This window comes from Pseudomonas sp. S3_B11 (assembly GCF_054667715.1).
Map to the genome: position 1 here is coordinate 5,104,383 of NZ_CP162749.1, position 25,062 is coordinate 5,129,444.

General features: G+C 61.9%; 20 protein-coding genes. 6 read left to right on the forward strand and 14 right to left on the reverse strand.

Annotated features, from left to right (window positions below; translation table 11 throughout):
* Window position 1 precedes the first annotated feature (1 nt).
* Both AB4O22_RS22965 and AB4O22_RS22970 read right to left on the reverse strand, forming a co-directional pair.
* A complete protein-coding gene (locus AB4O22_RS22965; protein WP_223470258.1) occupies window positions 2-862 on the reverse strand; it encodes a MurR/RpiR family transcriptional regulator in 861 nt (286 codons plus the stop codon).
* A gap of 27 nt (window positions 863-889) precedes the next feature.
* Window positions 890-2,239 carry a GntT/GntP/DsdX family permease gene (locus AB4O22_RS22970; RefSeq protein WP_013692187.1) on the reverse strand — a complete coding sequence of 450 codons (1,350 nt, stop codon included), beginning with the start codon at window positions 2,237-2,239 and terminating at the stop codon, window positions 890-892.
* Between the two features lie 324 nt (window positions 2,240-2,563).
* On the opposite strand from AB4O22_RS22970, the gene AB4O22_RS22975 reads away from it, so the two are divergent.
* Window positions 2,564-4,009, forward strand: coding sequence for a SulP family inorganic anion transporter (locus AB4O22_RS22975; RefSeq protein ID WP_027912112.1), 1,446 nt, complete (start codon window positions 2,564-2,566; stop codon window positions 4,007-4,009).
* A 144-nt stretch (window positions 4,010-4,153) separates the two neighbouring features.
* Here AB4O22_RS22975 and AB4O22_RS22980 read toward each other — a convergent pair whose 3' ends face one another.
* From AB4O22_RS22980 to AB4O22_RS22990, 3 genes are all read right to left on the reverse strand, one after another.
* On the reverse strand, window positions 4,154-5,047 hold the full coding sequence (locus AB4O22_RS22980) for an NAD-dependent epimerase/dehydratase family protein (protein WP_223470256.1): 894 nt from the start codon (window positions 5,045-5,047) through the stop codon (window positions 4,154-4,156).
* A gap of 103 nt (window positions 5,048-5,150) precedes the next feature.
* Complete coding sequence (locus tag AB4O22_RS22985) at window positions 5,151-6,062, reverse strand: LysR substrate-binding domain-containing protein (RefSeq protein ID WP_460097245.1); 912 nt, start codon at window positions 6,060-6,062, stop codon at window positions 5,151-5,153.
* Between the two features lie 195 nt (window positions 6,063-6,257).
* The gene (locus AB4O22_RS22990; protein ID WP_460097246.1) at window positions 6,258-6,848 is read right to left on the reverse strand and encodes an NAD(P)H-dependent oxidoreductase; all 591 of its coding nucleotides are present in this window, start codon (window positions 6,846-6,848) and stop codon (window positions 6,258-6,260) included.
* Here AB4O22_RS22990 and AB4O22_RS22995 point away from each other — a divergent pair.
* Both AB4O22_RS22995 and AB4O22_RS23000 read left to right on the forward strand, forming a co-directional pair.
* On the forward strand, window positions 6,847-6,993 hold the full coding sequence (locus AB4O22_RS22995; protein WP_155252634.1) for a hypothetical protein: 147 nt from the start codon (window positions 6,847-6,849) through the stop codon (window positions 6,991-6,993). The genes AB4O22_RS22990 and AB4O22_RS22995 overlap by 2 nt on opposite strands.
* Before the next feature lie 55 nt (window positions 6,994-7,048).
* Window positions 7,049-7,363, forward strand: a complete 315-nt coding sequence (locus AB4O22_RS23000) for a putative quinol monooxygenase (protein ID WP_003197548.1) — start codon at window positions 7,049-7,051, stop codon at window positions 7,361-7,363.
* Here AB4O22_RS23000 and AB4O22_RS23005 read toward each other — a convergent pair.
* Window positions 7,353-8,117, reverse strand: a complete 765-nt coding sequence (locus AB4O22_RS23005; protein WP_363807430.1) for a sulfite exporter TauE/SafE family protein — start codon at window positions 8,115-8,117, stop codon at window positions 7,353-7,355. The genes AB4O22_RS23000 and AB4O22_RS23005 overlap by 11 nt on opposite strands.
* A gap of 212 nt (window positions 8,118-8,329) precedes the next feature.
* On the opposite strand from AB4O22_RS23005, the gene AB4O22_RS23010 reads away from it, so the two are divergent.
* Entirely contained in the window at window positions 8,330-9,211 is an 882-nt protein-coding gene (locus AB4O22_RS23010) for a LysR substrate-binding domain-containing protein (RefSeq protein ID WP_258636650.1), read from the forward strand.
* Window positions 9,212-9,308: 97 nt separating this feature from the next.
* The gene (locus AB4O22_RS23015) at window positions 9,309-9,653 is read left to right on the forward strand and encodes a cupin domain-containing protein (protein ID WP_003197542.1); all 345 of its coding nucleotides are present in this window, start codon (window positions 9,309-9,311) and stop codon (window positions 9,651-9,653) included.
* Between the two features lie 138 nt (window positions 9,654-9,791).
* Here the strand turns inward: AB4O22_RS23015 and mmsB are convergent, their stop codons facing one another.
* Together mmsB and AB4O22_RS23025 are read right to left on the reverse strand one after the other, a co-directional pair.
* The gene (gene mmsB, locus AB4O22_RS23020) at window positions 9,792-10,679 is read right to left on the reverse strand and encodes a 3-hydroxyisobutyrate dehydrogenase (RefSeq protein ID WP_003197538.1); all 888 of its coding nucleotides are present in this window, start codon (window positions 10,677-10,679) and stop codon (window positions 9,792-9,794) included.
* Between the two features lie 10 nt (window positions 10,680-10,689).
* Window positions 10,690-12,216: a CoA-acylating methylmalonate-semialdehyde dehydrogenase gene (locus AB4O22_RS23025; RefSeq protein WP_003197536.1), complete on the reverse strand. Its 1,527-nt coding sequence runs from the start codon at window positions 12,214-12,216 to the stop codon at window positions 10,690-10,692.
* A 129-nt stretch (window positions 12,217-12,345) separates the two neighbouring features.
* Between AB4O22_RS23025 and AB4O22_RS23030 the strand changes: the two genes are divergently transcribed.
* Complete coding sequence (locus AB4O22_RS23030) at window positions 12,346-13,293, forward strand: LysR family transcriptional regulator (RefSeq protein WP_003197534.1); 948 nt, start codon at window positions 12,346-12,348, stop codon at window positions 13,291-13,293.
* On the opposite strand, the gene AB4O22_RS23035 is transcribed toward AB4O22_RS23030, so the two are convergent.
* From AB4O22_RS23035 to recC, 6 genes are all read right to left on the reverse strand, one after another.
* Window positions 13,290-13,727, reverse strand: coding sequence for an OmpA family protein (locus AB4O22_RS23035; protein WP_223470346.1), 438 nt, complete (start codon window positions 13,725-13,727; stop codon window positions 13,290-13,292). The genes AB4O22_RS23030 and AB4O22_RS23035 overlap by 4 nt on opposite strands.
* A 69-nt stretch (window positions 13,728-13,796) precedes the next feature.
* Window positions 13,797-15,065 carry a diguanylate cyclase domain-containing protein gene (locus AB4O22_RS23040; RefSeq protein WP_003197529.1) on the reverse strand — a complete coding sequence of 423 codons (1,269 nt, stop codon included), beginning with the start codon at window positions 15,063-15,065 and terminating at the stop codon, window positions 13,797-13,799.
* A complete protein-coding gene (locus tag AB4O22_RS23045) occupies window positions 15,062-15,637 on the reverse strand; it encodes a YfiR family protein (RefSeq protein WP_013692183.1) in 576 nt (191 codons plus the stop codon). The genes AB4O22_RS23040 and AB4O22_RS23045 overlap by 4 nt, the downstream gene beginning before the upstream one ends.
* A gap of 139 nt (window positions 15,638-15,776) precedes the next feature.
* The gene (gene recD, locus AB4O22_RS23050; protein WP_460097248.1) at window positions 15,777-17,873 is read right to left on the reverse strand and encodes an exodeoxyribonuclease V subunit alpha; all 2,097 of its coding nucleotides are present in this window, start codon (window positions 17,871-17,873) and stop codon (window positions 15,777-15,779) included.
* Window positions 17,870-21,559, reverse strand: coding sequence for an exodeoxyribonuclease V subunit beta (gene recB / locus AB4O22_RS23055; RefSeq protein ID WP_460097249.1), 3,690 nt, complete (start codon window positions 21,557-21,559; stop codon window positions 17,870-17,872). The genes recD and recB overlap by 4 nt, the downstream gene beginning before the upstream one ends.
* Window positions 21,556-25,008 carry an exodeoxyribonuclease V subunit gamma gene (recC, locus tag AB4O22_RS23060; RefSeq protein WP_460097250.1) on the reverse strand — a complete coding sequence of 1,151 codons (3,453 nt, stop codon included), beginning with the start codon at window positions 25,006-25,008 and terminating at the stop codon, window positions 21,556-21,558. The genes recB and recC overlap by 4 nt, the downstream gene beginning before the upstream one ends.
* Between the last annotated feature and the right edge of the window lie 54 nt (window positions 25,009-25,062).

Genomic DNA, 25,062 nt, shown 5'->3' on the forward strand with positions numbered 1-25,062 from the left:
GTCAGTCTCCCAGCGGCAAGTGATCGTCGCCGCCGCGGTAATCGTCCAGGGCGAGTTTGACCCGCCGCAGGCGCTCTTGATTGTCTTCGGGGTGGGCCAGCGCCAGCTCGGTGGCGAGCACGTCGATGGCCAGCAGCATGCCGTAGCGTGCCGCCGTGGGTTTGTAGATGAACGAGGTTTCGGCGCCTTGCAGGGGCAGCACGCAGTCGGCCAATTGGGCCAGTGGCGAGTCGGCGCGAGTGATGGCCAGGATCGCCGCACCGTAGCTGCGAGCCAGTTCGACCGCGCTCAACAGCTCCGGCGTGATACCTGTAAGCGAACAGGCAATGAGCAGATGTTGGTCGCTCAACGAAGTGGCCGTGATGCGCATCATCACCGAGTCGCGACAGGCGGCAATCGGGTAGCCGAAACGCACCAGGCGCACCTGCAATTCCTCACCGCACAGCGCCGACCAGCCACCGAGGCCGAACGCATGGATCATCCGCGCCTTGCCGATCATCCGCACCGCATCGCCGAACCGCGACTCTTCGAACGCCGACAAATGCTGGCGCAGGGTCGCCTCGATATCGCCAACGATCTGTCCATAAAACGCCGATTGCTCAGGCGCGCCAGCCGGGTCGAGGAAACGGCTGCCGACACCGCTGGCCTGGGCCAGTTGCAGGCGCAAGTCCCGCAGGTCGCGGCACCCGACGGTGCGGGCGAAGCGCGACAGCGTAGCGCTGCTGACTTCCGCCCGTTGGGCCAGTTCCTCGAGGCTGGCAGAGGCGGCAAAGCCTACGTCGTCGAGCATCAGCCGGGCGATTCTGCCTTCGCCGGCGCTGAAGGAATCCTGGCGGGAGCGGATCTGGTAGAGGATGTCCATGGCGGCTCCTGTTGGGTGGCGTTGCGCTCAAAGCAAGCGTGAAAGCCCGAGGGTCAAGGCGAACGCGACCACGGAGATCAGCGTTTCGAGCACGGTCCAGGTCTTGAAGGTTTGCGCGACGGTCATATTGAAGTATTCCTTGATCAGCCAGAAGCCGCCGTCGTTGACGTGGGAAAAGATAACCGACCCGGCGCCGGTCGCCAGCACCAACAGTTCGGGGTGGGGATAACCCAGGCCAATCGCCACAGGCGCGACGATGCCGGATGCCGTGGTCATTGCCACGGTGGCCGACCCCGTGGCGACGCGCATCAGTGCGGCAAACAGCCAGCCCATGACCAGCGGTGACAGCTGGAACTCCTGGGCCAGGCCCACGATCTGTTGCGTGACCCCGGCGTCCACCAGGATCCGGTTCAAACCGCCGCCAGCGCCCACCAGCAAAGTGATGCTGGCCGTCGGTGCCAGGCATTCGTTGGTGAATTTGAGGATCGACTCACGGTTGAAGCCCTGGGCCAGGCCAAGGGTCCAGAAGCTGAGGATGGTCGCCAGCAGCAAGGCAATCACCGAGTTGCCGATGAACAGCAGGAATTGATTGAAACCGCTGCCCGGGGTGGAAATCAGGTTGGCCCAGCCGCCGATCAGCATCAGGATCACCGGCAGCAGAATCGTCCCCAAGGTCACGCCGAAACCCGGCAGGTTTGCGCGCGGCTCACGGTCGAGGAATTGTCGCTCCAACGGGTTTTCAGCCGGCAGCTGGATGCGCGGCACGATGAATTTGGCGTACAGCGGGCCGGCGATGATCGCCGTGGGAATGCCGATCAGGATCGCGTACAACAAGGTTTGCCCCACCGAAGCCTGGAACGCCTGCACCGCCAGCATCGCCGCCGGATGCGGCGGCACCAGCGCATGCACCACCGACAGCCCGGCGACCATCGGCAGCCCCACCATCAGGATCGACACGCCCACACGCCGGGCGATGGTGAAGGCGATGGGCACCAGCAGCACAAAACCGACTTCGAAGAACAACGGCAGCCCGACCAGGAAGGCGATGCACACCATTGCCCAGTGGGCGTTGCGCTCGCCGAAGCGTTCGATCAGCGTCTGCGCCATCCGCTCGGCGCCGCCAGATTCGGCCATCATTTTGCCGAGCATCGTGCCCAAGGCCACCACCAGCGCGATGTGCCCCAGCGTCTTGCCGACACCCGCCTCGTACGCCCCCACCACACCCGACGGCGGCATCCCGGCCAGCAGCGCCAGGCCAATGGACACCAGGGTAATCACAATGAACGGATTGAGCCGATAACGGGCGATCAGCACGATCAGCGCAATGATCGCGATGGCCGCGTAGACCAGTAGCCAATAACCGAAAGCAGGGGCCATGCGTTACTCCTCGAATGGGGTCACGTCGATGTGTTGTGAAACTCATAAATCATTTCGACGAATAATCTTCAAACCCACTGAAAGTAATTTTCGCGCACAGATAAAATTTGTCGCTGACGGACATCGCGACACGGCGTTGATGAAAATTCAGCGCAAGACTTTCATCGCCCTGACTTGTTGATCGCTCCCACGCTCCCGCGTGGGAACGATCAACACAACCGACCAACGGCTGGCCGCCCCGCACTCAATTCCGTACCATCCGCACCTGTTTTTTGCACCACTCCCCGGCAGCCGACTCTCCACCGGCGCCCAGTCAGGTAAATCATGAAATCAGCACGTCTTCGCGCCGACGCCCTCGCCGGCCTCACCACTTCTTTCGCCTTGCTCCCCGAATGCATCGCCTTCGCCCTGGTGGCCCACCTCAACCCGCTGATGGGGCTCTACGGCGCGTTCATCATCTGCACGCTGACCGCGTTGTTCGGCGGTCGACCAGGCATGGTGTCGGGGGCGGCGGGGTCGATGGCCGTGGTCATCATCGCGCTGGTGGTGCAGCACGGCGTGCAATACCTGTTGGCCACCGTGCTGCTGGGCGGGCTGATCATGATGGCCTTCGGGCTGTTGCGGTTGGGCAAGCTGGTGCGCATGGTCCCGCACCCGGTGATGCTCGGCTTCGTCAACGGCCTGGCGATTGTCATTGCGCTCGCCCAACTGGAGCATTTCAAGCAGGGTGAAACCTGGCTCAGCGGCGATCCGCTGTATCTGATGGCCGGCCTGGTGGCACTGACCATGGCCATCGTCTACCTGCTGCCACGCCTGACCCGCAGCGTGCCGCCGGCCCTGGTGGCGATCCTCGGTGTCGGCCTGGCGGTCTACCTGCTCGGCCTGTCCACCCGAACGCTGGGCGACATGGCCCATATCGCCGGCGGCTTGCCCGCTTTCGCCTGGCCCGATCTTCCCTGGAACCTGGAGACCCTGCAGATCGTCGTGCCCTACGCGGTGATCATGGCGATGGTCGGTTTGCTGGAAACCCTGCTGACCCTGAACCTGACGGATGAAATCACCCAGAGCCGCGGTTATCCGGACCGTGAATGCGTGGCGCTGGGCGCAGCCAATATCGCCTCCGGGCTGTTCGGCGGCATGGGCGGTTGCGCCATGATCGGCCAGACGGTGATCAACCTCAGCTCGGGTGGGCGCGGACGCTTATCGGGCGTGGTGGCCGGGGTGATGGTGTTGCTGTTCGTGTTGTTCCTGTCGCCGCTGATCGAGCGCATCCCGCTGGCTGCGCTGGTGGGCGTGATGTTCGTGGTTGCACAGCAGACCTTCGCCTGGGCCTCGCTGCGGGTGATCAACAAGGTGCCGAAGAATGATGTGTTGGTGATCATCGCGGTGACCGTCATTACGGTGTTCACCGACCTGGCCGTGGCCGTGCTCTGCGGCATCGTCATCGCGGCGCTCAACTTCGCCTGGCAACAGGCCCGGGAGCTGTACGCCGACACGCACCAGGAAGCCGACGGCAGCAAACTCTATCGCCTGCACGGCACGCTGTTCTTCGCCTCGACGACGCCGTTCCTCAACCAGTTCGACCCGGCCAATGACCCGGCCCAGGTCACCCTGGACTGCCGGCATTTGAGCTTCGTCGACTACTCGGCCGTCGCCGCACTCAAGACCCTGCGCGAACGCTACAGCAAAGCCGGCAAGCACCTGCGTGTGTTCCACCTGTCCGAGCGCTGCAAGCAAATGCTCAAGCGCGCGGGCGTGCACCACGACTGACGACATGCCAACACACACCCTGTGGGAGCGAGCTTGCTCGCGATAGCGGTGGGTCAGCCCACTCCAACACTGACTGACACGACGCCATCGCGAGCAAGCTCGCTCCCACAGGGGTGCTTATTTTGCTGGCACTACCGGTGTCACTCACACCATCTCATCAAGAATCCACTCTAGCACCGAGGTCCGCTTCGGCGTCCAACCCAGCAGCTCACGGGCGTTCTTGCCTCGTACACGGCTGTTGGAACCCAGGCCATAGTTGGCCATTTCGTAACCCCACTCCGCTTCGGCATCGGCCAATGACCAGTCCTGCGGTTCGCCAAGGTTCAACTCCCGGGCAATGGCGGTGGTCATGTCGATGAACGAGGCTTCGCCGCTTTCGACGAAGTAGAAGGTGCCCGGCTGGTTGCGGGTCAGGGCCAGTTTGTACAACTCGACCACGTCCTCGATGTGCACATTGGACCAGATGTTCTGTCCCGGCCCGACATGCCGCACCACGCCACTTTTACCGGCCTGCTTGAGCAGGCGCGGCAGTTGCACGCTGTCACGCTTGACGCCCAGGCTGTGGCCATAGATCAAGGTGTTGCAGATCACCGCCGAGTTCACGCCTTGCTTCGCCGCATCCAGGACCAGGTTGTCAATGGCGACACGGGCAGCCTTGTCGGCGGTGGGCGCCGGCAGGTCATTTTCGTAGTAGATCGCATCGCTGGAACGACCGCCCGAAGCGTCGCCGACGATGCTCGAACCGCTGGTGTGCAGCAGCACTTTGTTCGAGCCCTTGAGCCCTTCGATCAACGCTTGGACCGCACCGCGGTGGTCGCTGCTGGCGGCATTGATCACCGCATCGGCGGCACGGGCCTGCTCGGTCAGCAGCGCGCTGTCTTCGAGGGTGCCGATAACCGGCTCGATGCCCAGCGCCGTCAGTTCGTTCGCCTGTTCGGCGCTGCGCACCAGACCGATGACTCGATGCCCGGCGCGTACCAGGCCGGTGGCGATGGAACCGCCGATAAAACCGGCAGCGCCGGTGACAAATACGTTCATGGACAAACTCCTTGGCCAGATCAGTGATGGCGCAAGTATCGAGGCCCCATCCCTGACGAAACAGTCCACATTGCCCAAATCACTCTTGCCTTGAAGTCACGAATCAGCCCTTGAATTCCCGCGAGGCGTAGCCGGCGAGCTTGTCCTGGATGAAGTCCAGGAAGCACTGGATCCGCAAGGCCAATTGCGAGTTGCGGTAGTACACGGCATTGATCGGCTGGCGATATCCACTGTTGGCATCGGCCAGCAGCACCTTCAGCCGACCGGCACGGATGTCTTCGCGGGTCATGAAGTCCGACAGGCAGGCAATGCCCTGCCCCTGCAGCGCCAAGTGGCGCACGGTCTCGCCACTGGACGCGCTGATGGCTGGCTGGATCAGCCAACGATCACCGTGTACGTGGCGCAGCGGCCACTGGTTGAGTCCCTCGTTCTGGGCAAACCCCAGCAGCGCATGGCCTGCCAGCTCGGCGACGCTTGACGGCGTGCCGTGCTGCTTCAGATAAGCGGGGCTGGCCAGGATGTGCAACGGGCTGCAACCCAGGGCGCGGGCGTGGAGCGTCGAGTCGGTGAGGGTGCCGATGCGGATGGCGATGTCGGTGCTTTGCTCCAGCAGGTCGATGATCAAGTCGTTGCTGTTGAGTTCGAGCTGGATGTCCGGGTAACGCCTGCGGAACTCGTCGATGTGTGGAACGATGGCATGCAGCATGAACGGCGAGGCCGCGTTGATCCGTAACCGGCCTGCAGGATTTTTCTGGCGGGATGACAGGCGCTCTTCCAGCTCATCCATCTGGTCGAGGATGCCTTTGGCCTGCTCAAAGAAATACTTGCCCTCCTCGGTCAGGTCCATGCGCCGCGTGGTGCGGTTGATCAGCGTGGTATCGAGCTTGGCCTCCAGCCGCGACAACGTGCGGCTGACCGCCGACGGCGTCTGCCCGACCTGCTCGGCGGCGGCGGAGATGGATCCGCACTCGATCACGCAGACGAAAATCTGCAATTCGTCGGATCTGGCTTTCACGTATCCCCCTGTCGACTGATCTCTCTTGTGGCGAGGGGATTTATCCTCGCTATGTGGGAGCAAAGCTTGCTCGCGATGAAGACGCCGCGGTCTTTCGGGAATCGAGGTGTCTGTTTCGCGAGCAAGCTTTGCTCCCACAGTGCAGGTTCACCCACCCGCCACAGGATAGTATCGGGATGCGCAGCAAAAGAAAGGTCACACCTTCAGACCGAACACCTCAACCAAATGCCGCTCATACCGCTCCACATCTTCTTCGATGTTCGGGCGCTTCATCACATCCACGCACAGGAAGGTCGGCAGGCCGGTCATGCCGAGGAACTGATTGGTCTTGTGGAACGGGAAGTACACCGCGTCCACGCCCTTGGCCTCGAAGAAGTCGGTCGGGTCGTCGAAGGCTTGCTGCGGAGCGTTCCAGGTCAGCGACAACATGTACTGCTTGCCCTGGACCAGGCCACCGCTGCCGTATTTCTGCGAGGCATCGGAACGGGTCCGGCCGTCGCTGGCGTAGAGGCTGCCGTGGCCTTCGGTGAAGACTTCGTCGATGTATTTCTTCACGGTCCAGGGTGCGCCCATCCACCAACCCGGCATCTGGTAAATGATCACGTCGGCCCACAGGAACTTGGCGACTTCTTCCTTGATGTCGTAGCCGCCGTCGATGAAAGTGGTTTTCACATCAAAACCACCACGGTCCAACACGCTGAGCGCCGTGTCGTGGAGGGTGGCGTTGTAGCGACCGTCGGAGTGAGCGAATTGTTTGCCGCCATTGAGCAACAGGACTTTTTTCATGGGGAATCTCATCGGGTTCCACGGCATGGGCCGGCAAAGGCCGCCGCATGGAAAGGTTGAAAATGATGGCGGCAGAATAACGATGAGCTTCATGGGGAATAAGCCACCCGACGGCAAAACTGATTTGACCTATACGCACAAATGAACGGCCGATTATTGCCTTAGACTTCGAGACCTCTTTTATCTCAGGAGCCACCTCGATGAGCGAACTGCACGGTTTCATCCTGCACGCCAAGACCCGTCCGGAAAAAGCCGAAGCCTTCGAAGCGTTGTTCCGCGCCTACGTCGAGCCAAGCCGTGCCGAGCCCGGCTGCGTCGAATATCACATGCTGCGGGACCAGCAGGATCCGACGCTGTTTATCTTCTATGAGATCTGGGCATCCCAGGCGCACCTGGAGGTGCACTCGAACCTGCCGCACATGCAGCAGTTCTTCGAACAACGCATGGATTATCTGGAGCGAGACTTCGAAATCCGCCGCGTCGACATGCTCAGCCCGTCCTCGGCTAGCCGCTGATCAGCAGATGGCCGCCGAGCACGCCGAGGCCGATGAAAAACACCCGCTTGAACAACACGGCGCTGATCCGCTGGCGCAACCATTGCCCCAGCCACATCCCCAGCAGCGCCGGTGCCAGCGCCAGCAACGAAGCGCTCAATTCGCCCCCGCCCAGTGCGCCGCGCCACAACAGGCCGGCGGCCAGGGCCAGGGTAGAAACGGTGAATGACAGGCCCAAGGCCTGTACCAGTTCGTCCTTGCTCAGGCCCAGCGCTTGCAGATAGGGCACCGCCGGAATGACGAATACGCCAGTGGCGCAAGTGATGAGGCCGGTGAGCAGCCCGCAGAGCGGAGCGATCCACGGCTCGACACGGGCGCCGACCCGCAGCGTTGGCAGCAATAACCCGCTCAGCGCATACAGCACTAGCGCCGCGCCCAAGGCCCGCACCACCCAGGCCCCGCCCGTCATGCCGAGCCACAGCGTACCGAGCCCGGTGCCAATGAAAATCGCCAGCAACAGCGGCCACAGTCGCCGGAGCAGGGCTTGCAGATGACCGCCAAACGCCAGTTGCCAGAGATTGGTCAGGGTCGCTGGGATGATGAGCAGCGCCGCAGCCTGCGCCGGAGCCATAGCCAACCCAAGCAAGCCCATGGAGATGGTCGGCAGGCCAAGGCCGATCACACCCTTGATGGTGCCGGCCAGCAGGAAGGTGCCGATAACCAGCAGGGAAAGGGCCAGGCCGAGGTTTTGATAGAAAGCGATGAGTGTGTCCATGGGGGTATCCTGCACCCGAGGCCTCGGCTTTAAAATCTGTCATATACTGAGACTGCCTCTCTTGCGGCAAGAGGCTGTGAACTCGCTGATGCGGCCGACGCCATCGCGAGCCAGCTCGCTCCCACAGTTGAAATGCAATCCCATGTGGGAGCGAGCTTGCTCGCGATGACGATAAACCAGGCGCCACAGCACTTGAGACAGGATCCCCGCCCATGCACTTCGACCTCACCGACCTGCGCCTCTACCTGAACATTCTCGACACCGGCAACATCACCGCCGGTGCGGCTCGCAGCCATTTGTCCCTGGCCGCGGCCAGCGCACGAGTGCGAGCCATGGAAGCGTCCCTGGGCATCGACCTGCTTGAACGGGGGCGGCGTGGTGTAACGCCCACTCCCGCGGGCAAAGCCCTGGCCGAGCACGCCCGGATCCTGCTGCAACAGGCCGAACGCCTGCAACAGGACCTGGCCGAATACGCCAAGGGCGTCAAAGGCCGGGTGCGGCTGCTGTGCAACACCAGCGCCATGACCGAATACCTGCCCGAGCTGCTGGCCGGCTTTCTCCAGGCCCATCCCAACCTCGACATTGACCTGCAGGAATTGCCCAGCTCTCGGATCACCCATGCGCTGCGCCAAGGCGCGGCGGACCTGGGGATCGTTTCCGACGCAGTGGACACCGAGGGCCTTCAGACCTGGCCTTTTCGCGACGATCCACTGGTATTGATCCTACCGACCGGACACCCCCTGGCTGACGGTCGCGCCGTACGTTTCAGCGAGACCCTCAGCCACGATTATGTCGGCCTGAACGCATCCAGCGCCTTGGCGATCCACCTGGAAGAGCAGGCCCTGCACATCGGCTCACGCATGCAAGTGCGCATTCGTGCCGATGGTTTCGACGGGATGATTCGCATGGTGGCCCATGGTGCAGGCATTGCCATCGTGCCGAAGGCTACCATCGACCGGCGCCCACCCGAGCCTTCGTATCAATGTGTCACGTTGCAAGAAGCCTGGGCGCACCGGGCGTTGCTGCTGTGCGCCCGCAACTTCGACGGTTTGCCGGCCTACGCCACGGCCCTGGCTCGGCATCTGGCCGATTGATGCGCGCTTCTGGATAGCCCGGTGTCGACCACAGACATCTACCCGCTCATGCCGCGCGTTAGGGTGCCTGTTCTCTTCTGCCCCTTTCGGAGCTCACATGACCGCACCCATCACCGTCCTGCGCGACACCCATCCGCTGCCCGTACTCGACGCCTGCAAATGGGAAAAACTCGAAGGCGACCCGCACACCGTCAACCTCAACGCCTACACCAGCGAAGACGGCAGCAAGATCATGGGCACCTGGATCTGCACACCCGGCAAATGGCGTGTGGATTACGTGAAGTGGGAGTACTGCCATTTCCAGGAGGGCTACTGCATCATCACCCCGGACGGCATGGCGCCGATCCATCTGCGCGCCGGTGACATCTTCGTCGTCGAGCCAGGCATGAAAGGCACGTGGGAAGTGGTCGAGACCGTGCGCAAATATTTCGTCTTTGCCTGAAACAAAAAACCGAGAGACCACCCGACGTGGTCTCTCGGAAAACAACTTTGTAGATTGCGCAGCCTCTGTGGCGACGGAGCAAGCCTTGCTCCCACAGATAATTGCCCTTGCCACAAAAGCCCGTCGATATCGTCGCTCTTACTGCGGCTTGCGATAGCTGTTAACAATCGCCGAAAAGTCCTTGCCGCCCTCGCCCCGCTGGCTCATCGCCTGATACAACTGCTGCGCCACCGCCCCCAGCACCACCGGCTGATGGGCCTGCCGCGCGGCTTCGGTCGCCAGGCCCAGGTCCTTGAGCATCAGGTCGGCGCCAAAGCCCCCCGTGTAGCCACGGGACGCCGGTGCCGTTTCGATCACGCCGGGCCATGGGTTGTAGGTGTCCGAACTCCAGCAACGGCCCGTTGAACTGTTGATGATGCCGGCCAACACCTGGGTGTCGATCCCCAAGGCATCGCCCAACGCCATGGCTTCGCTGACGCCCACCATGGAAATCCCCAGCAGCAGGTTGTTGCAGATCTTGGCGATCTGCCCGGTGCCGACTTCGCCACAGTGCACGATGTTACGGCCCATTTGCGCCAACACCGGTTGCAAGGTGGCGAACAACTCGGCCGAGGCACCAACCATGAAGGTCAACGTGCCCGCCGCCGCACCGCCGGTGCCGCCCGAGACCGGCGCATCGGCCATCGCCACCCCTTGTTTCGCCGCGGCAGCCGCCACGTCGCGGGCAGTTTGTGGATCGATGGTGCTGCAATCCACCGCCGGTGTGCCGGCGGCGATGCCAGCCAGCACACCGTCTTCACCCAGCCAGACACTGCGCACATGAGCGGCGGCCGGCAGCATGGTGATCACCAGCGCAGTGCCCTGGGCCGCGTCGCGAGGCGAGGCGCTGATCGTGCCGCCCAACGCCGCCAGTTCAGCCAGCACCGTCTGGTTCAGGTCGAACAAGTTCAGCGAATGGCCAGCCTTGAGCAGGTTGCGCGCCATGGGGGCGCCCATGTTGCCCAGGCCGATAAATGCGATGTTCATGTCCGGCTCCTTAACGCAAATTGATGGTGGTGTTCACACCGTCATTGACGCTGTCATCATCGAACCAGCGCGCGGTCACGGTCTTGGTCTGAGTGTAGAACTGCACCACTTGTTTGCCGTACGGACCGAGGTCGCCGAGTTTCGAACCGCGGGAACCGGTGAAGCTGAAGAACGGCACCGGCACCGGGATCGGAATGTTGATGCCCACCTGGCCGACGTCGATTTCACTCTGGAATTTGCGCGCCGCCGCACCGCTCTGGGTGAACAGGCCAGTGCCGTTGCCGAATGGGTTGGCGTTGACCAGGGCAATCGCCTGATCCAGGGTGTCGACTTCCAGCACCACCAGCACAGGGCCGAAGATTTCTTCGGTGTAGATACGCATGTCGGTGGTCACGCCGGAAAACAGGGTCGGGCCGACGAAATTGCCCTGCTCGAAGCCCGGCACGCTGATGCCACGACCATCGAGCTCCAGCTTCGCCCCTTGCTGCACGCCACTCTCGATCAATTCGAGGATCCGCGCCTTGGCGCGCTTGGAAATCACCGGGCCGACGTCAGTGCCCGGCTCGCTGCCGGCATTGACCTTGAGCTTCTGTGCCAAGGCCTTGAGCTCCGGCAACCACTGCTTGGCCGCGCCCACCAGCACCACCACGGAGGTGGCCATGCAACGCTGGCCCGCCGCGCCGAAACCGGCGCCGACCAAGGCGTTGAGGGTTTGCTCACGATTGGCATCGGGCAACACCACCGCGTGGTTCTTGGCGCCCATCATCGACTGCACGCGCTTGCCGTGACGACCCGCCAGGTCATACACGTGGGTGCCGACCGCCGTCGAACCGACGAACGAAACCGCCTTGATGTCCTTGTGGGTGCAGAGCGCGTCCACCACGTCCTTGCCGCCGTGCACCACATTGAGCACACCCGCCGGCACGCCGGCCTCGATAGCCAGTTCCACCAGAAGCATGGTCGAAAGCGGATCCTGTTCCGATGGCTTGAGCACAAAGGTATTGCCGCAGGCGATGGCCATCGGGAACATCCACAGCGGAATCATTGCCGGGAAGTTGAACGGGGTAATGCCCGCGCACACACCAATCGGCTGGCGCAGCGTGTAGGTATCAACGCCACCGGCGACGTTCTCGGCAAATTCACCCATCTGCAGGGTGCCGATGGAACAGGCGTGCTCGACCACTTCCAGGCCACGGAAAATATCGCCCTCGGCATCAGCGATGGTCTTGCCCTGTTCGGCGCTGAGCACCGCGGCGATGCGCTTGGAGTGCTCGCGGATCAATGCCTGGAGCTTGAGCATGATGCGCATCCGCGCGCCGATGGGCGTCAGTTTCCAGGTCTGGAAAGCACGCTGGGCAGCGGCGATGGCGGCATCGACTTCCGAGGCCGTGGCGAACGGAACCTTTGCCAACACCTGCTGGGTGGCCGGGTTGACGATGTCGTGCCATTCGCTGGATTGGGATTCAACCCACTCGCCATCGATCAACAGTCTGACGGTTTGCAGGGTGGTGTCGCTGGGCGTAAGGGAAACGTTCATGCTGGCCTCCGGGATTGTTCTTATAGAGAGCGCTGGGACCAAGGTACATAGACACCTTGGTGATGAGACGGTTTTTGGAGTATAGATGTGCAAACTTCTAATAAGAATGCACATAAAAGCCGGTCCAACATGCAAAAAAACATCACCTCCCTGGGGTCGCTGAATTGGGACGACCTCAAGTTTTTCCTCGAAGTGGCCCGCACCCGCAAGGCCAGCACTGCCGCCAAGCGCCTGGCCGTCGACTACACCACGGTGTCGCGACGCATCAGCTCGCTGGAAGCCTCGTTGGGCACGCTGCTGTTCGAGAAATCCCGGACCAACGGTTTTGTCCTGACGGCCGAAGGCCAACGCCTGCTGGGTTACGCCGAATCGATCGAAAGCACCCTGCACATGGCCTGCGAGCAGGTTTCAGGCTCTGGCGTCGCGTTGTCCGGCCACGTGCGCATGGGCTGCACCGAAGGCTTCGGCAGCTTCTTCATCACCCCGCAACTGAGCCACTTCGTCGACGCCTACCCGGCCATTTCGGTAGACATCCTCCCGCTGCCGCACTTCATCAGCCTCTCCAAGCGCGAAGCCGACATCGTCATCGCCCTCGAACGCCCCGAACATGGCCCATATGTATGCTGCAAATTGTGCGACTACCGGCTGCAGCTCTATGCCACCCAGCAATACCTGGACAACCACCCACCCATCCGGCGCCCGGCCGACTTGAGCAAGCACTCGTTCATCAGCTACGTGGATGACCTGGCGTTCAGTTCCGAGTTGCTCTACCTGGCCAACGTACTACCCGGCGCCAATGCCCACCTGCGCAGCACCAGCGTGATCGCGCAATTCGTGGCAGCGCAGCAAGGACGCTCGCTGGCAATCCTGCCCTGCTTCCTCGCCGCCCAGGACCCACGGCTGTTGCCGGTCCTGCCGGAGGACATCACCGTCACCCGGCAGTTCTGGATGTACTGCCGGGAGGACCTGAGGAAGCTGAAGCGGATTACGTTGTTGTGGGATTACATTCGCGAAGTGACTGAACAGAACCAGCCACTGCTGATGGGCGACAGCCGGGAGATGGTGTTCGCCGACTAGTCGGCGATGACCACAATGGCGACACGGCGGTTTTCGGTGCGGCCGCTGGCGGTGTCGTTGGAGGCGACTGGTTTGCTGCTGCCCAGGCCGCGCAGTTGGACGTTCTCTTCGCGCATGCCAACGGCTGTCAGCACCTTGCTCACGCTGGCGGCCCGCCGCATCGACAGTTGTTCGTTGTAGGCCTGGGAGCCCGATGCGTCGGTATGACCATCGACGCGTACCCGCTGGATTCCCGCCCCCAGCAGTGCCTTGCCGATACGCTCGACGATTTCGGTGCTGGCCGGGTTGAGGTTTTCCACGTCGCTGCCGAACAGGACCTTGCCCGACAGGCCGAACGCCCAGCCATCGTCAGTCAATTCGAACCCTTGTTGCTTGAGTACGGCGATTTGCGCCGGGGTCAGGCCCTTCTGCGGTGCCGTCTGGCAACCGCTCATGGCCAGGACGGCCAGCAACAAAAACGCCGCGAACCAGCGCAGGGAAAATGAAGGATATGAACGCACGAGTCAGCTCCTGGTTTGAAGATCAGCGACGGAGTGATCCGACTCCGCCGTATGTTGACCGCCTCGGGCGAGGCGTTTGGCTTGGTACATCGCCGCATCGGCGGCATGGAGAAGGGTGCCCGGTGTCGCACCATCATCGGGGTAAACGGCAATGCCGATACTGAGGGACGTCAGCACTGAAGCATTGCCAGGCAGTTGAATCGGCATTTCCATGCTGGCGATGATTTTTTCAGCGATCCGCTCGGCGTCCTCGGCCTTGTGCAGAGGTGCCAGCAGCACGGCGAATTCATCGCCTCCCAGGCGTGCGACCAAGTCGTCTTCACGCAACTGTGCCCGCACCCGGGTCGCCACGGCCGTCAGCACCGCGTCACCGGCAGCATGACCGAAATTGTCGTTGATGCCCTTGAACCGGTCGCTGTCGAGGTACAACACGGCCACTTGCTCGTTGAGCTTGCTGGCGTTGCGCAAGGCGCGGATCAGCCGGCCCTCGAAAAACGCCCGGTTCGGCAAGCCGGTCAAGCTGTCGTGACTGGCCTGGTGTGCCAGGGTTTCGTTTTCGCTTTGCAGGTGAGTCTGCCAGGACTCCAGTTCGTCGAGCAGTGCATTGAAGTCATTGGCCAGGTTATCCAGTTCGGCGATGGCGGCCGGCGGCACGCGCCGATCCAGGGCCCGCTCGCTGCGTGCCGCGTGGGCCACTTCGGCCAGGCTGCGCAATGGTCCGGTGATCGCCCGCAGCTGACGTCGCGCCAGGTACAACGCTACCCAGGCACTCACCGCCGTGCACAAAATGATCCCCGCCAGACCGCTGAGCAAAAAGCGCAACAGGCTGCCGCCATGCCCTGCCAATAGAATGCTGCCGATGTTCCGCCCTTGATGAACGATCGGCAGACTGATGGGCTTTTCCAAAAACGCCTTGGCAATGTGCATTTCCAGTTCCGACAATAAACCGGTATCCGGACGTTTCCAGCGCGCCAACAGGCGGCCGTGCTCATTGAACACTTGGGCATCGGCGACCTCCTCGGTGGAGGCAATCAACGCCAGCGCCTCGGTGGCCGCCGCCGCGTCATCGAATACCACGGCCGCTTCCACGGTGTAGTTGATCGAGCGGGCGATCAGGTGCAGGTTGTGATCGGCGTAGACCCGCAACGCAAGCACACCCAGCAACGTCAGGGAAACACTGGCCATGGTGATCGCCACCAACGCGACAATCAGGTGGCCGCGCCCGATGACCGAGCCCAGGGTGGGACGGACCCGCGATTTGGACAGGCTCATGGTACTGCCGGCCTGCGACGGGAAAGCTGCAGAACGCTGGGATGGATACGCACGCCACTGCGCGCTACCGAGTCGAGGTTGACCTCGAACGATACCTGCTCATCACCGACCCGCAGACAGAACAGGCTCCCCACGGTGCACTGGTCACCGCCTTCGCTGATGCTCAACACGGGCTTGCCGATCAGGGAGTCAAACAGACGAGTACGCTCGTCGCTGGTCAGCCTGCCGATGTAGACGGCGTTGCAGTCCGTGGCGATGTTGGGGTGATCGGCCAGCAATCGCTGCACGGTCACCGGTCGACCGGTGGCCTGAGTGGTGCCCTTGACCAGGTCGTCGGTGTATTGAGTCGGGCCGACGATGCACAGTTGCAACTGCGCAGGCTCTACTGGCCAGCGCGCGTAGCTGAGAATGCCCAAGACGACTTGAGTGACCGATTCGGCCCGCTGTTCAGCCCGACTCGTGGAGGACGGGTCTTCGGCAAGCACCATAGGCGACAGCAACCACAGAAGACCGGCAAGCAGATAATGCCCCCAGTCCTTGCTGCGCACAGCCTCCCGAACCGCCACTTTCATGGAAAATCTCTAGGTAATACGATAAGTGTCGGAACGATAGCACAGTGCCAAAAAGCCAGCGAGCCGGCGCCCTACGGACATATCTGACAGAAAACAGCCAAAATCGTGACTCCAGCATTGAATCACGAAAGCTGATCATTCAGTCATCACCCTCCAGTTCCAACATCAGCCCGCTCAAGCGCTTGACCTTGCGCCGCACCGCCTCCTCAAACACCCCCGCTCGCGGCTCTATCAGGCTGAACCATTGCTTGCCCCGGGTAATGGCGGTGTACACCAACTCCTTGGTCAATACCGGGTTCAGCGCATCCGGGAGGATCAACGCGGTATGGGTGAATTCCGAGCCCTGGGATTTGTGCACCGTCATGGCATACACGGTTTCCACATCATTCAGGCGGCTGGGCAGGACGAAACGCACACCGCCCTGACCGTCGTTGCGCGGGAAAGCGACCCGCAGAACCTGTTTTCCAGCATCAGGCCCGTCACGCTCGGGCAACTTGAGGGCGATACCGATATCGCCGTTCATCAGCCCCAGCCCATAGTCGTTGCGGGTCATCAGCACCGGGCGTCCTTCGTACCACTGATGATCGCTATCGATAAGGCGTGCCTTGAGCAAGGCGGCGGTGATTCGCAGGTTCAGTCCTTCGACGCCCCACGGACCTTTGCGCACCGCGCAAAGCAATTGGAATTCGTCGAAGGCCGCCAGGACTTCCCGGGCCCAATCGGTCCAGCAACGGTCTTCCAGCGGGCGAGAAATGGCCGGGCGTCGCTGCCGTAGCAGGTTCAGGTAATGCCGATACCCCTGGGACCCATCTGGCTTGCCGTCGAGTAACAGCTTCTCCAGTTTCGTGTCGTGTTCATTCGCCAACTTCAGGGAAGACAGATCGGCATGCTGCCCTTGCTCCAGCAACTGACGGGCTTTTTCAGGCTGCTGCTGGTTGACCCAACGAGCCAGCTGACCGATCCCGCTGCCTTCGCCGAAGCGCCGGGAATGCCTGAGCATGACCACTTGCTGTGCCAGGGGATGAGTGCCGTCGAGGTCCTGTTGCAGGTCACCGGCCGCCAGGTTTTCACCGCTGACCGACTCAAGCCAGGCTCGGGTCCGGGGGCTGTACCAGCCCTCCTCGGCGTCTCGACACAAATCCCCGAGCACCGCACCGGCCTCTACAGAGGCCAACTGGTCCTTGTCCCCCAGCAATACCAACCGTGCATGGGCCGGCAGAGCATCCAGCAGATTGGCCATCATCTCCAGGTCGATCATCGACGCTTCATCGACCACCAACACATCCAGTGGCAAGCGATTGCCTGCATGGTGGCGAAAATGCCGGGTGCCAGGGCGGCTGCCCAGCAAACGATGGACTGTCGTGACGTCGCAGGGAATCCGTTCGCGCACCGCGTCGTCCACATCCAGGGTTCGGACCTGCTGGCTGATGGACTCGGTCAGGCGCGCCGCCGCCTTGCCAGTGGGCGCGGCCAGGCGAATCCGCAGCGGCTTCCCGGCCTCGACGGCCGGTGCCTGGAGCAGGGCCAGCAGGCGCACAACGGTCGTGGTCTTGCCGGTGCCCGGGCCGCCGGTCACGATGCTGAAGGCCCCGCGGGTTGCCAGCGCGCAGGCCAGTTTCTGCCAATCGATCGGGCCGCTGGCATTGGCCGGCCCGAACAACCCGTCCAAACGCTCGCGCAGGTCGCCGGGCGCCGCTTCATGCTCGATAAGCCGTTGACGCAACGCTTCATCGATCCGCCGTTCATAACCCCAGTAGCGGCGCAGATAAAGACGTTTGCCAGACAGCACCAACGGACGTTGCTGCGCCTCTTCGCTCCCATCCACGGCCAGGGCCACCAGACGACTGGACGCCAGAACCTTGCACCAATGGACGCCGTCCAGTGTCGCCAATATTTGCGATGGCAGCAGCATCACACCCGTCTGCAGGTCACCCTCGGGAGGCAGGGACAGAGCAAAATCCGGTTCCTTGAGGGTCTCGAACACATCCAGGCAAACATGCCCGTGACCCAGTTGATGACTGGTCAACGCAGCGGCGAGCAGGACCAATGGATCATCGTCGGGTGCCAGTTCATGGAGGAACGCCACGAAGGCCTTGTCCAGGGCGCGCAACCAGCCGCGCTCGACCCAGCGCGTCAGTAACAACAGCAGGTCCTGCGCACGGCTCAAGGGCGCCAACTCCACCAGGCTTTCGTCGTCGGACGACTTGGGCAGCAGGTCGGCAAAAGAACGACTCATAGCAATTCTCCCTGTACCCACGCCGGCTCGGCCTTGGGTTCGGGCGCCCCTTGGAACAGACGATCCAATTGTTCGATCAATGCCCGTGGCGGCTTGACGAAATACACACCCTGACTGGCTGAGCGGGTTCCGCGAAGGAACAGGTACAACGCGCCGCCGACATGCCGGTCGTAGTCGTAATCGGGGAGCCGTGCCTTGAGCTGGCGATGCAGGGCCAACAGGTACAGCACGTATTGCAGGTCGTAGCGATGGTCCAGGATCGACTGTTCCATGGCCGGTACGGTGTAGGCCATGTCATCGACACCCAGCCAGTTGGATTTGTAATCGGCCACGTAGTACCGACCGTCGTGCTCGAACGTCAAATCGATGAAGCCCTTGAACATGCCGTTGAGCAGCACCGGCTCCGCCGCGACGCGGGCCACACCGCCATGGGTGAACCGGCAAACCAGCTGGTCGAGTTTTTGCACATCGACCTTATGACTGGCGAACCAGAACTCCATCTCGACCTGGAATTGGCTCAGTTCTTCGAGCACCACTGGCGCCTGGTCATTGCCGACGTGCATGGGCATCTTGATCAGGTGCTGCAGCCAATCGCTCAGCGTGGTGATCCAGCCTTTCCAGCCTCGGCGATTGCAGCGTCGGGCAATGGCATCCTCGATATCCGCTGGCGCCGATGAAAAGCCCTCCCCTGCGGCCCACTCCAGCAGGCCATGCAGGAAAGTGCCGGGATTGGGACCACGGGGAAAGCGGTGGATGTCGCCACCGATAGCGATAGTCTCCCTGGGAGCGTCCGGATCCAGTCGTTCATCGTCGAACAGTTTCTGGGCCTGCGGACTCTCTGGCGCGGTATCGCTGCCTTCGCTCAGGCTTTCGCTGATGCGTAAGGCACTGTAGGACGCGATCCACCAGTTCTCGCTGGCTTTTCGCAAGGGCACCAAGGGCTCAAGCAACACGGCTTCGTTGCGCGGGGGCCGGTAGTGCTCGTCGGTGGCTTCGGGCATTGGCTGGTAGCTCACCGCGTCGCTGCCTTGTTGCAGGTCTTCCAGCCAACGCCTCAACTCCACCGACTCGGTCAGCGGTGCACCACCGCCCAATAGATACCCCAGCGCGGACACATGGAGGATCGAGCGATTGTTGCTGCCCCGCTTGAGATCCGCGACACCTAGCCAGCAGGCATGTTGTGCACGGGTCAGAGCCACGTAGAGAAGCCGCAGATCCTCAGCCAGACGCTCGTCATCGGCCTTGGCGATCAATTCGGCAGTGGGCTTGAGGCTGATCTGCGCCTTGTTGGCCTCATCGTGGTAGTGCAATGGCAGTCGACTGCCGTCCACCAGTTTCGTCGAGCAGATGAAGGGCAAGAAGACCAACGGATATTCGAGGCCCTTGGACTTGTGGATCGTGACCACCTTGACCAGTTGCTCATCGCTTTCCAGGCGCAGGATCTGCTCTTCTCCCGCCTGCCCGGACAAGGCCAGGTGCTCGGACAAATGCCGGATCAAGGCTTGTTCGCCATCCAGTTCACCGGCTGCCTGCTGCAACAGTTCGCAAAGGTGCAACAAGTTGGTCAGCACCCGCTCGCCATCGCTGCGCACCATCAAGGCCTGGGGCAGTTCGAAATCATGCAGCAGGCGCCGCAACATCGGCAGCACGCCCTGGCTGCGCCAGACCGTACGATAACCGCGGAATTGCATGACCCGGGCTTCCCAGGCCAGCTCATCCTGATTGAGACGCTCCAGTTCCGTCAGCGACAGATTCAACGTGATGCTGGCCAGGGCCGCCCGTAGCGGTCGTTCGGCATCCGGCTCGGCACAGGCCTTGAGCCAGACAAGCAAATCACGCGCTTCCTGCGAGGCAAAGACCGAATCCTTGTCGGACAGATAGACACTGCGCACGCCTCGCGCGGACAACGCGTCTCGCACCGCCTGCGCTTCTTTACCATCGCGCACCAGGATGGCGATATCTGCCGGGCGCACGCCTCGCAGCACTTTTCCATCGACCGTGAAGCCGTCGCGTCCCGACTGGCCGCCGTTGAGCAACGCCGTGATCTCACTGGCGCAAGCGGCCGCCATGGATTGTCGATACACCGCACCGGAAAGCGGCTGCTCCGACGACAGGTGCCAGATGTTCAGCGCCGCGACCACCTGCCCTGCGACCCGCAAGGACTCCTTGCGTCCCTGGGATTCAACGGACAGGAACGGCACCGGGTTCTCGCCCGAAGGTTCACGGAACAGAAAGGCCCCACGCCCCTTCGGGCGGGACTCGGCATTCTGGAAAACATGGTTTACCGCACCGACCATGGCATGGCTGGAACGGAAATTCGTGCCCAGCGTGTGCAGCCTGCCAGCAGTGGCTTCGCGAGCGCGCAGGTAGGTATAGATGTCGGCACCGCGAAACGCGTAGATCGCCTGCTTCGGATCGCCGATCAGGAAAAGTCCGGTCCCGGGGTCGTTATCTTCGATACGGTAGATGCTTTCGAAGATCCGGTATTGAACCGGGTCGGTGTCCTGGAACTCATCGATCAGCGCTACCGGAAACTGCTCGCGAATCAGGCTCGCCAGACGCTCGCCTCCGTCGGCCTGCAGGGCCGCGTCGAGGCGCAGCAGCATGTCATCGAAGCCCATCTCGGCGCGGCGACGCTTCTCTGCCTCGAAGCGCGCCCCGACCCATTGCGCGGCATGCTGCAATACGGCGGCATCTGGCGTGGGCAACGCATCCAGGCTGGCCTTGAGACTGGCCATGGCGTCCAGCCCGGGATGGTTGGGCACTTCACCTTTCCAGGCTTCGGCCATGCCCTCGGGCGTCAACCGCGAGAACCCGGTGCCGATGTCCAACAGCTCAAGGCTTTCGTCATCGACCCAGGCAGTGATTTTCTGAAACCACGGTTCGAAGTAACGCGCCTGCATCTTGCGCCCGTCGACAGACTTGCTGGCCACGCCTTGCTGGCAGATCTGCAACAGTTCCACCGCCCATTGCCGCCACGGCGCCTTGAGATCGAGCAAGGCGGCACTGCGCTCCTGCAAGGCCGCGGCGATGAGTTCGGCAGGCTCAAGCCCGTCACCATCGCCACGCTCGCTGGAAAACAAGCCTCGTACCCGCGGCAACAGCGCAGCAGGCCCTCCCCAATGGGTACGCACCCAGTTCAGCGCCTCGCCTTGCATCGAATAGCAGAACAACCGCCAATAATCGCGCAGCACCTCGCCCAGCAATTCGCTGTGGTCGGTTTCCAAGGTCTGGGTGAACAAGCTACCGCTGTCGAAGGCGTGCTCACGCAACATGCGCTGGCACCAACTGTGGATGGTCGAGACGGCCGCTTCGTCCATCCACTGCGCAGCGATGTCCAGCCGGTTCGCGCAGCCAGGCCATTGGTCAGCGTTGAACTCATCGCGCAACGCAGCGATCAGCGAATCCGGGGCGGGAATTTCGTCGCGGAAGAAACGCGCGGCTTCGGCCAGACGGGTGCGAATTCGTTCACGCAACTCTTTGGTGGCAGCGTCCGTGAAGGTCACTACCAGGATTTGCGGTGGAAGCAACTCGCGGCCAAAGCCGGACGCCGAATCACCATGCCCCAGCACCAGACGCAGGTACAACGCCGAGATGGTGAAGGTCTTGCCGGTACCGGCGCTGGCCTCGATCAGTTGGCTGCCACGTAGCGGGAAAGCCAGGGCCAATGGTGTCTGTCGACTCATGAACGGGCTTCCTCGCCGACCAATGAACGCCATGGGGCTTCGAGCAACGGCCGGTAAAGCGCATCGCACCAATCGGGGAATGTTTCGTCAGCCATCAAGGCATCGAAATCAGGAAACTGTCGAGCCAACGCCGGACTTTCCCGCCGTTCGCCTTCAAACGTCTGTCCATCGCCCTCATAGGCTTTGCGAGCCGCCGCTTCGGCCTTGTCCGGATCAGTCTGGCCGAGCCAGGCGAAAGCCGTCTTCACCGCGATTGGTAGCGGCTGGCGCATACCGGTCTGCCAAGCCAGCAGCATGTCGCCCAGTAGCCTTTGTGCGACAGGCTCGTCAAAAGGTGCCAGCAGCAAGCTGTCATCACTGGCCACCAGCGCCGTCGTCAACGACAAGCCATTAGCGCAGGCCACGAGATGGTTGACCCAAGGCCGTATCAAGCGATGCCACTTACGGGTCTTGGTGGAGCCAATGCTGTTGGGTATGGCCGTGATGGCGAGGACCGCACCGTCGGAACGCTGATGCAAACCACTGAGCCAGCCCTCGACATTCACTCCCTGCAATTGCAGGCTGACTGGCACAGCGCTGACCGACGGTGTCGGCCATAACGCCAGAAGCTGTTGGTAACGCTGGAGCAGATCCGGCAGGGGTTCAATCAATTCACGCTGCATGCACTCACCGAAACCGGCCATGGGTAACAGACCACTGTTCTGCAGTCTTTTGGCGTGGGCGGTGAGGGCAAGATCCGGCTGGTCCAGGCGCACCAGGGCGGCCTCGAGCAGACTGTCACTCAGGCTGTAGCGTTGCAGCGCATCGAGCACAAAAGGTTCGTCATCGGCCAAAGGCGCTTCGATGGCCTCGAAGAACACCTTCAACCGCTGACTGAAGAAATGGCGGACAGGATTGCGCAGGAAGTCCTGCAACTGCCCGAGGCCCAAGGGCTCTTCCTGAACATAGGGCTCCAGCATCCGGTTTTTATCGGTTTGATCGCAAGCGCCATGGAGCATCCGCCATTCGCTGGCGTAACTGAACAGTTCGTCACCTTGATGGAAATAACGTGCACTGAACGGTTGCAACGGATGCTCCTGGGTCAGGGCATCGAGAAGAGGCTTGCCGTCATCTGCCAACCGCCAGCCACTGGCGAGATGATCGCGCAGTTGGCCGATCAACACCGATGCCGGGCGCTCGCTGTTGTCGCGAATACTGCGCCCCACCCAACTGATGTACAGCTTTTCCCGAGCAGAAAGCAGCGCTTCCAACAGCAGGTAGCGGTCGTCCTCACGGCGGGAACGATCACCCGGACGATAATCGCCGCCCATCAGGTCGAAGTCCAACGGCGGCTGGGCTCGTGGGTAATCACCATCATTCATTCCCAGCAGGCACACCAGCTTGAAGGGGATCGCGCGCATCGGCATCAAGGTACAGAAGTTGACTGCGCCGGCCAGGAAACGCTGGGACAGTCGCCCCTGATCCAGTCCGGCCAACCACGCCTCTCGCACCACCGTCAGCGGCAATTCATCGTGCAGCCCCACCGACTCACAGGTTTCCAGCCAGGTTTCACGCAAGTCTTCGAGTTGGGCCAGCAAATAGTCGTCATGCTCGTTGCTTGCCTGGAAAAACAGCTGCATCAGATCTTGCAGGCGTGAACCCCATTGCTGCGGCGATGCCGGCCGGGTGAGTTCCTGATGGGCAACTTCCAGGGCATCCAGCAAAGCAACCAGGGGACCGATCAACGCCGCATCCAGGCCCCCGATTTCGTCATAGGGCTCAATGCCCTCATAAGCGCTCGAACTGCCGACGGCATACCCCAGCAACATGCGACGCAAGCCGAAATGCCAACTGTTCTGCTCAAGCTCGGCAGGCAGACCCAACCCGGCACGGTGTTCGGCGCTCATCCCCCAGCGAATGCCTGCTCCTTCGATCCAGCGGTGCAGTGTCGGCAGGTCGGCCTCATCGATGCCAAACCGTTCGCGTAACGCCGGGACATCCAGCAGATCGAGGATTTCGCTGACCGGGAAACGACTGTCCGGCAGCTTGAGCAAATGCTCGACGGCGATCAGCAGTGGATCACGTCCACGCTGGCCCTGGTCGGTCAGCGTGAAGGGAATGAACCGCGGGTCGCTCCTGTCGAGCTGGCCGAACACTGCGCGAATGTGCGGTGCATAACTGTCGATGTCCGGGACCATGACGATGATATCCCGTGGGCGCAGGGTCGGATCCGCACTGAAGTGGGCCAGCAATTGGTCGTGGAGAATTTCGACTTCACGCTGGGCGCCATGGGCCACATGAAAGCGAATCGAGCCGTCTCGCTCTGTATCGACGACAGGCCAGTGTTCCCGGGTTTCGTCCAGGGGGCGCAGCTCCAGGATGTCATCCTGCAACTGGCTGAGAAGGGTCGTGGGGGTCCCATCGGTGAACAGGTCGATTCGCCCATCGCGAAATACCGAGCGATAGCTGTTCGGGTCATCGTAGCTGTCGAGCAGGTTGATATAGTCGCGCCCTTGCTTGCCCCAGGCGGCCAATAACGGATGGGCATGTTGATGCAGGGTTTGCGGATCGAGGACGACGGGCATGCCAGCCTTGCGTGCCTGGCGCTTGTATTGGTGACGCAGCAAATCCTTGTCGGCGACGATGTCCGCCCAATGATGGCGACACGGGTTATGCACGCAGAGCAGAACCTGGCTGAACCGGGAAAGGCCGGCGAGCGCCTCCAGTACCTGGGCAGGCAACGACGAAATACCAAACACGATGACCCGTGCGGGCAGGCCTTTCGGAGCGACTTCCAGGCTGTTGATACGCTCGATGTAGCGCTGATGAACGCCGGCACGGCTTTGCGCCATGCCTTGCTCTCCCACATCCAGCAGCAAGGCTCGCCACAGCTCCGCTTGCCAGCAATTTGCCGGTGCAAGCGGCTTGATTTCACCTCGGACATTTCTGGTCTGGTGTCGACCTTCCGCCCAATCCTCAAGCCAGTCGGCCCGGTAGACCTGGTACTGGTCGAACAGATCGGCAAGACGCTCGGACAGTTGATAGCGCTTGCGCAAGTCGGTGTCTTGGGTAAGGAATCGTCGCAGAGGTTCGAAATGAGGCTGCTCGATCAACTGCGGCAGCAGACGCATCAGGCGCCAGGTTAACGGAGCCTTATCCAGCAGGGACTTGGCCGGAATTTCGTCGCGTCCCAGGACTGTTCGATAAAGTTGCCACATGAAACTGCCCGGCAGTTGCACATCAATGGCAGCCGCAATACCGCAGCCGCCGGAATCATCGTCTTCCGGGTCTTCAGCCAGCGCGAGCTTGAGCCATTGGGCAATGCCGTTGCTCTGTACCAGGGCGATTTCATTTTCAAGGGGGGCCAGCGGATAGCGCCGCATCAAGCTGATTACCAGGCTGCGCAATTCATCAAGGCGATTCCCGTGAACCACCATGAAAGCTGGGTTAAGGGACGTTGCGTCCGGCATGAAAGGCATCCTTGAAAATGCAAAAGCTAGGGGCAGAACCTTAGCACTGTCGGG